Raw genomic sequence first — 12,940 nt, 5'->3', positions numbered from 1 at the left:
CCGGGTCGTCCGGCCGCCCGGCCGGCGGTGAGTGGAACGCCATGGAGGTATCCCGGCCCCGGTGACCTTCACGGCGTCCCACTCACGGGCCGGCGGGCTCGCCGTTCCCCCCGTCGCAGCGCCCAGGGCGGTCGTGCACGCCCGCGTCCGAATCCCGCCAGCCGACAGCCCGACCTGCGAGGCAGGATCGGTGTCATGGAACTCGACTTCGAGCGGTGCTACCGGGCCGTCGACAGCCGCGACCAGCGGTTCGACGGCTGGTTCTACACCGGCGTGACGTCGACCGGGATCTACTGCCGGCCGTCCTGCCCGGCGACCACCCCCAAGCGGCAGAACGTCCGGTTCTTCCCGTCGGCCGCGGCCGCACAGGGCGCCGGGCTGCGGGCCTGCCGCCGCTGCCGCCCCGACGCCGCCCCGGGCTCGCCCCAGTGGGACGTCCGGGCCGACGTGGTCGGGCGGGCCATGCGGCTGATCGCCGACGGGGTGGTCGACCGGGACGGCGTACCGGGGCTGGCGGCTCGGCTCGGCTACACCGAGCGCCACCTGCACCGGATGCTCCGGGCCGAACTGGGCGCCGGCCCGCTGGCGCTGGCCCGGGCGCAGCGGGCGCAGACCGCCCGGATCCTCATCGAGACCACCGGGCTCGGCCTGGCCGAGGTGGCGTTCGCCGCCGGGTTCGGCAGCGTCCGGCAGTTCAACGACACGGTCCGTGAGGTGTACGGGGCCACCCCGTCCGAGCTGCGGGTCAGCCGGGGCGGCCGGCGGGCGGTGGGCGGGTCGGGCACGATCACGCTGCGGCTGGCGTACCGGCCGCCGTTGCACGCGGGTGCGCTGCTGGACTTCCTGGCGTTGCGGGCGCTGCCGGGCGTCGAGGAGGTCCGCGACGGGGCGTACCACCGGGGGTTGCGGTTGCCGCACGGGCCCGGCACGGTGTCGCTGGCCCCGGCCGACGGGCACGTGGCCGCGACCCTGCGCCTGGCCGACATGCGCGACCTGGCCCCGGCCGTGGCCCGCTGCCGCCGCCTGCTCGACCTGGACGCCGACCCGGCCGCGGTCGACGCCACGCTGGCGGCCGACCCGGCCCTGGCCCCCGCGGTGGCCGCCGAACCCGGCGTCCGGCTCCCGCACGCCGTGGACGGCTTCGAGATGGCCGTCCGCGCCATAACAACCCAGCAGATCTCCCTGAGATCGGCGAGAACGACCCTGACCCACCTCCTGACCGCCACCGCCCACCCCGTCGATCATGAGGTTGACGGCGAAGTCGATCGCCGGAACAGCGGCGAACCTCATGATCGACCGCTGGGGTTGCGGGCGTTCCCGAGCGCTGAGGAGGTGCTCTCGGCGGACGACAGCGCGTTCCGGATGCCGGGGGCGCGGCGGGAGACGATCCGGGCGGTGGCCCGGGCGGTCGCCGACGGGGACCTGGACCTGGCACCCGGTGGGGACCGGGAGGAGGCGGTGCGCCGGCTGACCGCACTGCCCGGGGTCGGGCCGTGGACCGCGGGCTACGTGGCCATGCGCGCACTCGGCGACCCCGACGTCCTCCTCCCCACCGACCTGGGCGTACGCCGGGGCGCCGCCGCCCTCGGCCTGCCCGACGACCCGAAGACCCTGAACGCGTACGCGGACCGCTGGCGCCCCTGGCGGTCGTACGCGGTGATCCGACTCTGGAGAGCGGCATGACCACACTGGACAGCACCGTCATCGACACCCCCGCCGGCCGGCTGAGCGTGCTGGCCGGGCCCGACGGGGCGGTACGCGCCGCCGGCTTCACCGCCGACCCGGCGACCCTCGTCCCCCTGATCCACCCTGGACTGCGCGGCGCGCTGCGCGAGCGGGCCGACCTCGGCCCGGTCACCGCCGCCGTCCGCGCCTACCTGGCCGGTGACCTGGCCGCGATCGACACAGTCCCCGTCGAGCAGCAGACCGGTGGCGTCTTCCTGGCCCACGCCTGGCAGGTGCTGCGCGACGTCAAGCCGGGCGACCCGGTCACGTACACCGGTTTCGCCGCGCTGGCCGGGCGTCCGGCGGCGGTCCGCGCCGCGGCGGCGGCCTGTGCCCGCAACGCCGCCGCGCTCTTCGTGCCCTGCCACCGGGTGCTGCGCACCGACGGCACGCTCGGCGGCTACCGCTGGGGACTGGACGTGAAGAAGTGGCTTCTCGGGCATGAGGGACGGGTGACGGCTAGCTGACAGCGGGGATGTCACCCCCTGCCGCTACCGTCGGGTAGTGCCTGCGCTGAGCGACGGCGGCCCTGCGGTGTGTCACGACGCCCGTCCCCACCCGCTGCGCAACCTCTGGCGGCTGCATCCCTACCTGCGCCCCTACGCGGCGGAGTTCGCCTGGCTGCTGCTCGCCGCCCTGGCCGCCACGGCGGCGAGCCTGGCCGTGCCCCTGGTGGTGCAGCGGGTGGTGGACGGGCCGGTGGCCCGGCACGACGTGGCCGGGCTGCTCCGGCTCGGCGCCCTCGCCCTGCTGCTCGGCCTGGCCGAGGCGGTGCTGATCTTCATCCGGCGGTGGACCCAGTCCTCCTCCTCCGTCGGCATGGAGGCGGCCATCCGGGCCGACCTCTACGCCCACCTGCAACGCCTACCCACCGACTTCCACGACCGGTGGCAGTCCGGCCAGCTGCTCTCCCGGATCACCAGCGACCTGTCGGTGATCCGCCGGTTCCTCTCCTTCGGCCTGCTCTTCCTGGTGCTCAACCTGATCACCTACGCCGCCGTGGTGGTGCTGCTGATCCGGCTGCACCCCTGGCTCGGCCTGCTGGCGGCGGGCAGCGCCGTCCCGCTGTTCCTGATCAGCCGCCGGTTCGCCCGGCACTACCACGCGGCGTCGCGGCGGATGCAGGACCAGCAGGGCGACGTGGCCACGCTGGTCGAGGAGACCGCGCAGGGCCTGCGCACCATGCGGGCCCACGGGCGGGGGCCCGAGCTGGCCGTCCGGTTCGCCACGGGCGCCCGCCGGCTGCACGACACGGGGGTCGGCAAGGCCCGTCTGCTGGCCCGCACCTCCGCCCTGTTCGACCTGGTGCCCAACCTCACCCTCGGGGCGGTGCTGGTGGCCGGCGCCGCCGCCGTCGCCCGGGGCGGGCTCACCCTCGGCGCTCTGGTCGCCTTCGTCAGCCTCCAGCTCATGCTGATCTGGCCGGTGCAGTCCCTCGGCTGGATCATCGCCAACGCGCAGGAGGCGGCGACCGCCGCCGACCGGATCCAGGAGGTGCTGGACACCCCGCCCGCCATCGTGGACGCCCCGCACGCCCGCACGCTCGCCCGGGCGGAGGTGCGCGGCCGGCTCCGCTTCGAGCGGGTGAGCTTCCGCTATCCCGGCAGCCCGGCGCCGGTGCTGCGCGAGGTGGAGCTGACCGTGGAGCCGGGCGAGACGCTGGCCCTGGTCGGTGCTACCGGCTGCGGCAAGAGCACGCTGCTGTCCCTGGTCCCGCGGCTGCGCGAGGTGACCGGCGGCCGGGTCACCCTCGACGGGCACGACCTGCGCGACCTGCGCCTCGGCTCGCTGCGCCGGCTCGTCGGGATGGCCTTCGAGGAGCCGACCCTGTTCTCCATGTCGGTCTGGGAGAACCTGACGCTGGGCCGGCCGGAGGCCGGCGAGGAGGAGGTCCGGGCCGCGCTCGCGCTGGCCCAGGCGGAATTCGCGTACGACCTGCCGTGGGGGCTGGCCACCCGCGTCGGCGAGCAGGGGCTCTCCCTCTCCGGCGGGCAGCGGCAGCGGCTCGCGCTGGCCCGGGCGGTCCTCGGCCGGCCCGCGCTGCTCGTGCTCGACGACCCGCTCTCCGCGCTCGACGTGCACACCGAGGCGCTGGTCGAGGCGGCTCTCCGCCGGGTGCTGCGGGACACCACCGCTCTGCTGGTGGTGCACCGGCCGTCCACGGTGACGCTGGCCGACCGGGTGGCGCTGCTCGACGGCGGCCGGATCGTCGCCGTGGGCACCCACTCCGAGCTGCTGGCCGAGGTCCCGGCCTACCGGGCGGTGCTCTCGGCGGAGCCGGAGCGGCGGGCGGACGGCGCCGGCCTGGTGCGCTCGTGACGGGGCCCGCCGTGCCGCCCCGGATACCCCGGCAGCGCGGCGACCCAGGCACGTCCCGGCGCGGCGACCCCGACCCCGACGGGTCCCGACAGCGCGGCGACCCCGACCTCGACCTGACCCGCTGGCGCGGGCGGGCCACCGACCCCGACGCCGATCGCAGCCGGGCCGAGGACTCGTCGCCGGAGGCGGTGGCCCGGCTCCGGCGCCGCAGCCGCATCCTGCTCCGCGACCTGCTGCGCCCGCACCGGGCCCGCCTCGGCGTGGCGCTGTCCCTGCTGCTGGCCCAGAACGCCGCCGCGATGGCCGGCCCGTACCTGGTGATGCTCGGCATCGACCGGGGCATCGGGCCGCTGCGCGCCGGCGACTCCGGCCCGCTGATCGCCGTCGCCGCCGCGTTCGTCGTCGCCACCGGCACCGAGTACGCGACCCGGCGCGCCTTCCTCGCCCTCGCCGCCCGGATCGGCCAGGCCGTCCTGCTCGACCTCCGCAAACGGGTGTACGGCCACTTCCTCCGCCTCGACGTCGGCTTCCACGAGCGCTACACCTCGGGCCGGATGGTGTCCCGGCTGACCAGTGACCTGGACTCGATCGCCGAGCTGGTCGACGGCGGGATCGACAAGCTGGTGACGGCCGCACTGTCGGTGCTGTCGGTGGCGGGCATCCTGCTCTGGCTGGACCTGCCGCTGGCCGCGGTCACCCTGCTCGCCTTCCCGTTCCTGTTCTGGCTGTCCCGGTGGTTCGCCCGCGCCTCCGCCGGGGCGTACCGGCGGACCCGGGAGGCGGTGGCGCTGGTCATCGTGCACTTCGTCGAGTCGCTGCGCGGGATCCGGGCGGTGCAGACCTACCGGCGGGAACCCCGCAACCAGCGCATCTTCGCCGCCGTGAACGACGACTACCGGCTGGCCAACCTCCGCGCGTTCCGGCTCATCGCGGTCTACTCGCCGGGCATCCGGCTGATCGGCAACCTGACCGCCGCGGCGGTGCTCGGCTACGGCGGCTGGCGGGTGCTGGGCGGGCGGACCGAGGTCGGGGTGCTCGCCGCGTTCCTGCTCTACCTGCGCCGGTTCTTCGAGCCGATGGAGGAGCTGAGCCAGTTCTACAACGCGTTGCAGTCGGCCACGGCCGCGCTGGAGAAGCTGGCCGGCGTGCTGGACGAGCGGCCCGCCGTGGCCGAGCCGGCGCGGCCGGTGCCGCTGCCCGCCGGCCCGGGGCGGGGGGCGGTCGCGTTCCGCTCGGTCCACTTCGGCTACCGGCCGGAGGCGCCGATCCTGTCCGGGCTGGAGCTGACCGTGCCGGCCGGGCAGACCGTCGCGCTCATCGGGCCGACCGGCGCCGGCAAGTCCACCATCGCCAAGCTGCTGGCCCGGTTCCACGACCCGGCGTCCGGCACCGTCAGCCTCGACGGCGTGGACCTCCGGCACCTCACCGACGCCGAGCTGCGCCGGGCCGTGGTGCTGGTCACCCAGGAGAACCACCTGTTCAGCGGCTCGATCGCGGAGAACATCCGGTTCGGCCGCCCGGACGCCGACGACGCGACCGTGGAGGCCGCCGCCCGGGCCATCGGCGCGCACGACTTCATCGCGGCGCTCCCCGACGGGTACGCCACCGACGTGCACCGGCGCGGCGGCCGGCTCTCCGCCGGGCAGCGGCAGCTCGTCGCGTTCGCCCGGGCGTTCCTGGCCGACCCCCGGGTGCTGATCCTCGACGAGGCCACCTCGTCGCTGGACGTGCCCACCGAGCGCCTGGTGCAGCGGGCGCTGCACAGCGTCCTGCGGGACCGCACGGCGCTGGTGATCGCGCACCGCCTCTCCACCGTGGAGATCGCCGACCGGGTGCTGGTCCTCGACGGCGGCCGGATCGTGGAGGACGGGTCCCCGGCCGAGCTGGCCGCCGCCGGTGGCCGGTACGCCGCCCTGCACCGCCAGTGGCGCGACTCCCTGATCTGACCCGCCCGCGCTGACGGGACCGTGCCGGATACCGCCACGAGAGCGAAAGTCGTGGAGCGGCACGGATCGCCTGCCTACGATCGGCTGATGACCGACACGGCGAGGACGGCCCGCGCCGGCGTCCCCGAGCGTCCAACCCTGGACGGCATCGAGGAGACCTGGGCGCGCCGCTGGCAGGAGGACGGGACGTACGCGTTCGACCGCGACAAGGAGCGGCAGGACGTCTACGCGATCGACACCCCGCCGCCGACCGTATCGGGCGAGCTGCACATGGGGCATGTCTTCTCCTACACGCACACCGACACGGTGGCCCGGTTCCAGCGGATGCGCGGCCGCACGGTCTTCTACCCGATGGGCTGGGACGACAACGGCCTGCCCACCGAGCGGCGCGTGCAGAACGTCTACGGGGTGCGCCCCGACCCGGCCCTGCCCTACGACCCGGGCTGGCGGCCGCCGGCCGCGCCGGTGAGCGAGGCGGCCCGGAAGGACCCGGTGGCGATCTCCCGGCGCAACTTCATCGAGCTGTGCGAGGTGCTCACCGCGGAGGACGAGAAGGTCTTCGAGGCGCTGTGGCGGCGGCTCGGGCTGTCGGTGGACTGGTCGCTCACCTACACGACGATCGGGCGGGTGGCCCGGGCGACCAGCCAGCGGGCGTTCCTGCGCAACCTGGCCCGGGGCGAGGCCTATCAGGCCGAGGCGCCGACGCTGTGGGACGTCGGCTTCGCCACCGCCGTGGCCCAGGCCGAGCTGGAGGACCGGGAGCGGCCGGGCGCCTACCACCGGCTGCGCTTCCACGCCTCCGGCGGAGGCGAGGTGCTGATCGACACCACCCGGCCTGAGCTGCTGCCGGCCTGCGTGGCGCTGGTGTGCCACCCCGACGACGACCGCTACGCGGAGCTGGTGGGCACGTCGGTGCGCACCCCGGTCTTCGGGGTCGAGGTGCCGGTGCACGCGCATCCGCTGGCGGACCCGGCCAAGGGCACCGGCATCGCGATGGTCTGCACGTTCGGCGACCTGGCCGACGTGACCTGGTGGCGGGAGCTGCGGCTGGACACGCGGGTGGTGATCGGCCGGGACGGGCGGCTGCTGCCGGAGGCGCCGGCCGGCGTGCCCGGGGAGCCCTACGCGGCGCTGGCCGGGCAGACCGTGAACGGTGCCCGGCGCACGATCGTCGAGCTGCTGGCCGATGCGGGCGACCTGGTGGGCGAGCCGCGTCCGATCACCCACCCGGTGAAGTTCTACGAGCGCGGCGACCGGCCTCTGGAGATCGTCTCCACCCGGCAGTGGTACCTGCGCAACGGCGGCCGGGATCTCGACCTGCGCGAGGAGCTGCTGGCGCGCGGGCGGGAGCTGCGCTGGGTGCCGGAGCACATGCGGCACCGCTACGAGCACTGGGTGGGGGGCCTCACCGGTGACTGGCTGGTCAGCCGGCAACGCTTCTTCGGCGTGCCGGTGCCGGTGTGGTACCGGCTCGACGACGCTGGCGAGCCGGACTGGTCTCAGCCTCTCACACCGGACGAGTCGATGCTCCCGGTCGACCCGTCGAGCGAGCCGCCGCCGGGCTACGAGGAGGCGCAGCGCGGGGCGCCGGGCGGTTTCGTCGGCGACCCGGACGTGCTGGACACCTGGGCCACCTCGTCGCTGACCCCGCAGATCGTCGGCGGCTGGGCGACCGACGAGGACCTGTTCCGGCGGGTCTTCCCCATGGACCTGCGTCCGCAGGGGCAGGAGATCATCCGCACCTGGCTCTTCGCCTCCGTGGTGCGGGCGCACCAGGAGCAGGGTGTGCTGCCCTGGCGGGACGCCGTGCTCTCCGGCTGGATCCTCGATCCCGACCGGAAGAAGATGTCCAAGTCCAAGGGCAACGTGGTCACCCCGATGGGCCTGCTGGAGCAGCACGGTTCGGACGCGGTCCGCTACTGGGCCGCCAACGGCAAGCCCGGCATGGACCTGGCGTTCGACCCGGCGCAGATCAAGGTGGGCCGCCGGCTCGCCACGAAGCTGCTCAACGCCTCGAAGTTCGTCCTCGGGCTGGGCGCCGCCGACGCGCTGCGGGCCCCGGTTACCGCACCGCTGGACACCGCGATGCTCGCCGAGCTGTCCGGCGTGGTCGCCACGGCGACCACCGCCTTCGACGCGTACGACCACACGGCAGCCCTCATCGCCACGGAGTCGTTCTTCTGGCGGTTCTGCGACGACTACATCGAACTGGTGAAGGAACGCGCCTACGGCACCGGGCCGGGTGCCGACTCCACCCGGGCGGCGCTCGCCACGGCGCTCTCGGTGCAGTTGCGGCTCTTCGCCCCGGTGCTGCCCTTCGTCACCGAGGAGGTCTGGTCCTGGTGGCGCTACGGCTCGGTGCACCGCGCGCCCTGGCCCACCACCTACGAGGTGGGCCGGGCCGTGCAGGGGCCGGGTGACCCGGAGTTGCTGCGGCTGGCCGCGGACGCGCTGGGTCAGGTGCGCCGGGCCAAGTCGGAGCGGAAGCTGTCGATGAAGGCCGAGGTGCCGCTGGCCGAGGCGCTCGGGCCGGCCGCCCTGCTCGACCGGCTCACCCTGGTGGCCGACGACGTCCGGGCGGCGGGCCGGATCGCGAAGCTCGATCTGCTCCCCGACCGCACCACCGAGCTCGTCATCGCCTGCGCCTTCTGACCCGCCGCGTGGCACGGTCCGTCGGTAACGGAGTGGCTGGGCAGCAACTCCGTTACCGACGGGAGCCGGATCAGGTGGCCGAGCAGGCGGTGTCGAGCTGCTTCACGGCACTGGTCAGCTCGGCCTTGCTCGGCGCCTTCTTCGGGGCCTTCGCCCACGTGTCGGCCAGGTCCGACATGGTGGTCGCGACCTGCTTCACGGCGTTGTTGACCGTGTCGCTGGTGGTGAAGGCATTGACGTAGAGCGACGCGGCGCCGGCGGAGTACTGGGCGCTGACCGCGGAGTGCCCGGCCGGCGGGCCGATCTTCTCCGCCTCGGCGACCTTCTTCAGCGCGGCCTTGATGTCCTTGTCGACGGCCGCGCAGGCGGCCTTCGTGGCGGCGTCCATGGCCGGCGTGGCCGGCGCGGTGGCGCTCGGCGCGATGGCCGCGGCGGTGGTCGGCGCCGTGGTCGCCGTGCCGGTGCCACCGGAGGCCGCCGTCTTGTCGCCGTCGTCGCAGCCGGCCATGACGAGCACCGCCACCGTCGCCGGAATCAGCAGTGCGAGCCGAGTTGAGCGCATTCGTTTCTCCCCGTTGGTCTCGTGCTTACGCCCGGCGGAAGCTACCAGAACTCGGGGTCGTCGCGGTGCCGGATATCGACGCCCACCGGCGTCCACATCGGAGGAGACACGAGGAGACCCCGCCCGGCACGCCGCGTCGGCGGCGGCGGGCGGGGTCCCGTTCCGCGCGGGTCAGCTGGTCTCGCCGGCCACGCTGAACGAGCGGAGGCGGTCCACCGCGAGGACGGTGAAGCCGACCGCGATCAGCGCGCTCATCACCGACGCGACCGGCACGGACACGTTCGTGGCGAGCAGGTCGGTCGGCGCGATCCGGTCCGCGAGGGCGATCACGTACTGCTGGATGGAGAGCACCTTCGTGCCACTCACGAAGTTGCCGAGCAGCCCCTCCCAGATCAGCACGTAGACGAGGCCGAGCAACACCGGACGCCGGGTGAGCAGGCTCAACGCGACGAAGAACGCGCAGTAGGCCAGCGACCCGATCGACGCGGCGAGGGCGAGCGCCAGGCCGAGGCGTACCGAGTGGGCGAGCACACCCGCGACGTAGAGCGGCACGGCGACGGTGACCGCCGTGACGCAGGCGGCCACGGCCAGCTTCGGCAGGACGATCTGCCAGCGCGGCAGCGGCTTGGTGAGGATGTGCACCACCGTGCCGTCGTCGATCTCCGCGCCCAGCACGCCGGTGCCGACGATCAGGGCGACCACCGGCAGCACGACGGCCAGGCCGAGCCCGACCAGCACCGCCGGCCCCCACTCACCGGGGTCGACGCCCAGCGAGCGGGAGAGGATGGCCAACGCCAGCAGCAGCGCGGGCAGCGGGAGGAGCAGCAGGAAGCGGCGTCGGCCGAACAGGCCGCGCGCGGTGATCCAGGAAACGGTCGACATGCTTTAGCTCCCCACCAGGTAGGAGAAGACGCTCTCCAGCGATTCGTCCTCGGGCGTCAGCGACCGGACCCGGACGCTCCGGGCCAGCGCGATCTTCGGCAGCGCCCGGGTGAAGGCGCCGTAGTCGCCGGCCCGTACGGTCAGCCCGTCCCGGCCCAGTTCCACCCCGGTCACCGACTCCTCGGCCATCAACGCGACCGCGAGGGCCCGGTCGTCGGTGGAGCTGACCCGGAAGACGTGCGGCCGGTTGGTCATCAGCCGGCGGATGGTGCGGTAGTCGCCGGAGGCGGCGAGCCGGCCGGCGACCATCACCTGCACGGTGCCGGAGACCTGCTCGACCTCCTCCAGGATGTGCGAGCTGAACAGGATGGTCCGGCCGGCGTCGCCGAGCCGGTGCAGCAGGTCCATCATGTGCAGCCGCTGCCGCGGGTCCATGCCGTTGAACGGCTCGTCGAGCAGCAGCGCCTGCGGGTCGTGCACCAGAGCGGCGGCCACCCGGGTGCGCTGCCGCATGCCCTTCGAGTAGGTGCCGATCTTCCGGTCCTGCGCGGCCTCCATCTCGACCAGCGCGATGGCCCTGCGGGCCGCCGCCTCCGGGTCGGGCAGCCGGTGCAGCTTGGCGCTGGCCAGCACGAACTCGTACGCGCTGAGGAAGGTGTGCACCGCCTCCCGCTCGCTGACCAGGCCGAGCCGCCGGTAGACGTCAGGGTTGCGCCAGGTCGGGGCGCCGTCGAGGGTGACCGCGCCCCGGGACGGGGCCAGGAAGCCGGCCATCATGTGCAGCAGCGTGGTCTTGCCGGCGCCGTTCGGGCCGAGCAGGCCGGTCACCCCCGGGCCGAGCCGCATGGTGACGTCGTTGACCGCCACCACGTTGCCGTACCAGCGGGAGACGCCGGCCAGGTCGAGGGTGGAGGCGGGGGTCGCCGGGGCCGTCGGCTCCGCGCTGATCGTGGTCATCGGGCGGCCACCTTCCGGTATCGCAGCAGCAGCAGGGTGACGCAGCCGGCCACCAGCAGCACGGCGGCGGCCACATAGACCGGCCCGAAGCCGCCGATCTGCGTCTCGGGATCCCCGCCGGGAACGAGCAGGTCACCGAGGGTGTACTGGCCGACGGCATGGATCAGGGCGGTGGGCGAGCCGAGCATCGCCAGCTCGTTGACCGTGCGGGACGGCATGATCGACAGGATGCCGACGATCGGGGCGGTCATCAGGAACACGGCCACGATGCCGCCGGCCGCGAACGCCCGCTTGCCGGTGAGCGAGGCGATGAGCAGCCCCACCGAGGCGAAGACCACCGCCCAGAGCGCCGCGTAGAGCAGGCCGGGCAGCAGGTCGAGCAGCTCGTCCCAGACCCCGCCCATCCCGTCCTTGGTGGTGAACGCGGCACCCAGGAACATCACCAGCTGCGGCGCCCCGAGCAGCAGCCAGAGCGCGGTGGCCAGCGACCCGAGCTTGGCCAGGGCGTAGTCGCCGCGCGGCAGTGGGCGGGAGAAGTAGAGCGGCAGCACGCCGCTGTGCAGGTCGCGGGAGACCAGCTCCGGCCCGACCACCGCGACGAAGAAGATGACCAGCCAGCTCATGGCGTCGGCGAACTGGGCGTACGTCATGACGACCTGGCCGGTCTGGGTGCGTACCGCGGTCAGCCCGGCGGCGACGACCAGCACGATGCCCATCACCAGCCAGGGGAAGATCTTCGCCTTCGCGGACCGGCCCAGGCCGAAGGCGGTGCGCAGGCCGTGCAGGTAGAGCGCGCCGAAGACGTGCCGGCGGCCGAGCCGCGGGCCGGTGTAACGCTGGTAGCCGATGTCGTGGATGACGCCGGTCGGCTCAGACATGGCTGGGCTCCCTCGTGGCGAAGAGTTCGGCCACCCGGTGCCGCCGCTGGTCGAGCCGGTGCAGCGGCAGGTCCAGCTCGGCGACCGCGCCGATGATCAGGTCGTAGGTGGCGTCGTCGGCGAGCGGGACGAGCAGCAGCCGCCCCTCGCGGGACACCGGCAGGTCGAGCGCGGAGAGCCGGGCGGCCAGCTCGTCGGCGCCCTCGCTCACCTCCACCGCGAGCACGTCGGTGGCGGAGGTCATCGCGGAGATCCGGTCGGCGCGCAGCAGCCGGCCGCCGTCGATGGCGACCAGGGTGTCGCAGATCCGCTCCACCTCCCCGAGCAGGTGCGAGCAGACCACGACCGAGATGCCGAACTCGGTGCCGATCCGGTGGATCAGTTCGAGCATGGCGTCCCGGCCGGCCGGGTCGAGGCCGTTGGTCGGCTCGTCGAGCAGCAGCAGGTCGGGGTCGTGCACCAGGGCCTGGGCGAGCTTCACCCGCTGCTTCATGCCCGTGGAGTAGCCGCCGACGGCCCGGTGCCGTTCCTCGTGCAACCCGACGTGGCGCAGCGCCTCGGAGGCCCGCTCCCGGGCGACCGTGCGGGGCAGCCCGCTGATCCGGCCGAGATGGGTGACCAGCTCGGCGGCGGAGAGGTCGGGCGGAAGGGCGTCGTGCTCGGGCATGTAGCCGACCCGGGCGCGCACGGCGGCGGGATCGACGGTGGGGTCGAGGCCGAGCACGGAGACCCGACCGCTGGTCGGGGCCAGCAGGCCCAGGAGGATCTTGATCAGGGTGGACTTGCCGGCGCCGTTCGCGCCCACCAGCCCGATGATCCCCGGCTCGACCGACACGGTGAGGTCGGCCAACGCGGTGACCCGGCCTCCGTACGTCTTGGTCAGCGACTCGGTCGCGAGCAGTGTCACGACGCCCAGCGTAGGAAGTCCGGGCCGCCCCGGGTACAGGGAAACGCTCGGGGTTGCCCCTGATTCCGCCCGGACGGGTCGGTAAGGCTTCCGTAAGCGGCCGGGCCGGTGA

General features: G+C 74.1%; 10 protein-coding genes. 5 read left to right on the top strand and 5 right to left on the bottom strand.

Annotated elements, in window-relative coordinates; translation table 11 throughout:
* Positions 1-195: 195 nt before the first annotated feature.
* The 5 genes from ABZW14_RS26530 (at position 196) to valS (ending at position 8,642) form a co-directional block, all read left to right on the top strand.
* Positions 196-1,683, top strand: a complete 1,488-nt coding sequence (locus tag ABZW14_RS26530; protein WP_355351412.1) for an AlkA N-terminal domain-containing protein — start codon at positions 196-198, stop codon at positions 1,681-1,683.
* Positions 1,680-2,192, top strand: coding sequence for a methylated-DNA--[protein]-cysteine S-methyltransferase (locus ABZW14_RS26525; RefSeq protein WP_355351410.1), 513 nt, complete (start codon positions 1,680-1,682; stop codon positions 2,190-2,192). Before ABZW14_RS26530 ends, ABZW14_RS26525 begins: the two co-directional genes overlap by 4 nt.
* A 37-nt stretch (positions 2,193-2,229) precedes the next feature.
* Positions 2,230-4,044, top strand: a complete 1,815-nt coding sequence (locus ABZW14_RS26520) for an ABC transporter ATP-binding protein (protein ID WP_355351408.1) — start codon at positions 2,230-2,232, stop codon at positions 4,042-4,044.
* A gap of 113 nt (positions 4,045-4,157) precedes the next feature.
* Positions 4,158-5,990 (top strand): ABC transporter ATP-binding protein, encoded by a 1,833-nt coding sequence (locus ABZW14_RS26515; RefSeq protein ID WP_355351458.1) that lies wholly within the window; start codon positions 4,158-4,160, stop codon positions 5,988-5,990.
* A gap of 87 nt (positions 5,991-6,077) precedes the next feature.
* Positions 6,078-8,642 (top strand): valine--tRNA ligase, encoded by a 2,565-nt coding sequence (valS, locus tag ABZW14_RS26510; RefSeq protein WP_355351406.1) that lies wholly within the window; start codon positions 6,078-6,080, stop codon positions 8,640-8,642.
* Between the two features lie 70 nt (positions 8,643-8,712).
* Here valS and ABZW14_RS26505 read toward each other — a convergent pair whose 3' ends face one another.
* The 5 genes from ABZW14_RS26505 to ABZW14_RS26485 form a co-directional block, all read right to left on the bottom strand.
* On the bottom strand, positions 8,713-9,204 hold the full coding sequence (locus tag ABZW14_RS26505) for a hypothetical protein (protein WP_355351404.1): 492 nt from the start codon (positions 9,202-9,204) through the stop codon (positions 8,713-8,715).
* A gap of 171 nt (positions 9,205-9,375) precedes the next feature.
* Positions 9,376-10,086, bottom strand: coding sequence for an ABC transporter permease subunit (locus ABZW14_RS26500; RefSeq protein WP_355351402.1), 711 nt, complete (start codon positions 10,084-10,086; stop codon positions 9,376-9,378).
* A 3-nt stretch (positions 10,087-10,089) separates the two neighbouring features.
* Positions 10,090-11,043 (bottom strand): ABC transporter ATP-binding protein, encoded by a 954-nt coding sequence (locus ABZW14_RS26495; protein WP_355351400.1) that lies wholly within the window; start codon positions 11,041-11,043, stop codon positions 10,090-10,092.
* Positions 11,040-11,921, bottom strand: a complete 882-nt coding sequence (locus tag ABZW14_RS26490; RefSeq protein ID WP_355351398.1) for an ABC transporter permease subunit — start codon at positions 11,919-11,921, stop codon at positions 11,040-11,042. The genes ABZW14_RS26495 and ABZW14_RS26490 overlap by 4 nt, the downstream gene beginning before the upstream one ends.
* Positions 11,914-12,828, bottom strand: a complete 915-nt coding sequence (locus tag ABZW14_RS26485; protein ID WP_355351396.1) for an ABC transporter ATP-binding protein — start codon at positions 12,826-12,828, stop codon at positions 11,914-11,916. Before ABZW14_RS26485 ends, ABZW14_RS26490 begins: the two co-directional genes overlap by 8 nt.
* Positions 12,829-12,940: the final 112 nt, after the last annotated feature.

The organism is Micromonospora sp. NPDC004551 (assembly GCF_040609975.1).
In the GTDB taxonomy this organism is placed as follows: domain Bacteria; phylum Actinomycetota; class Actinomycetes; order Mycobacteriales; family Micromonosporaceae; genus Micromonospora.
Note: the sequence above shows the minus strand (reverse complement) of the source record. Positions and strands in the feature narration are given on the sequence as shown.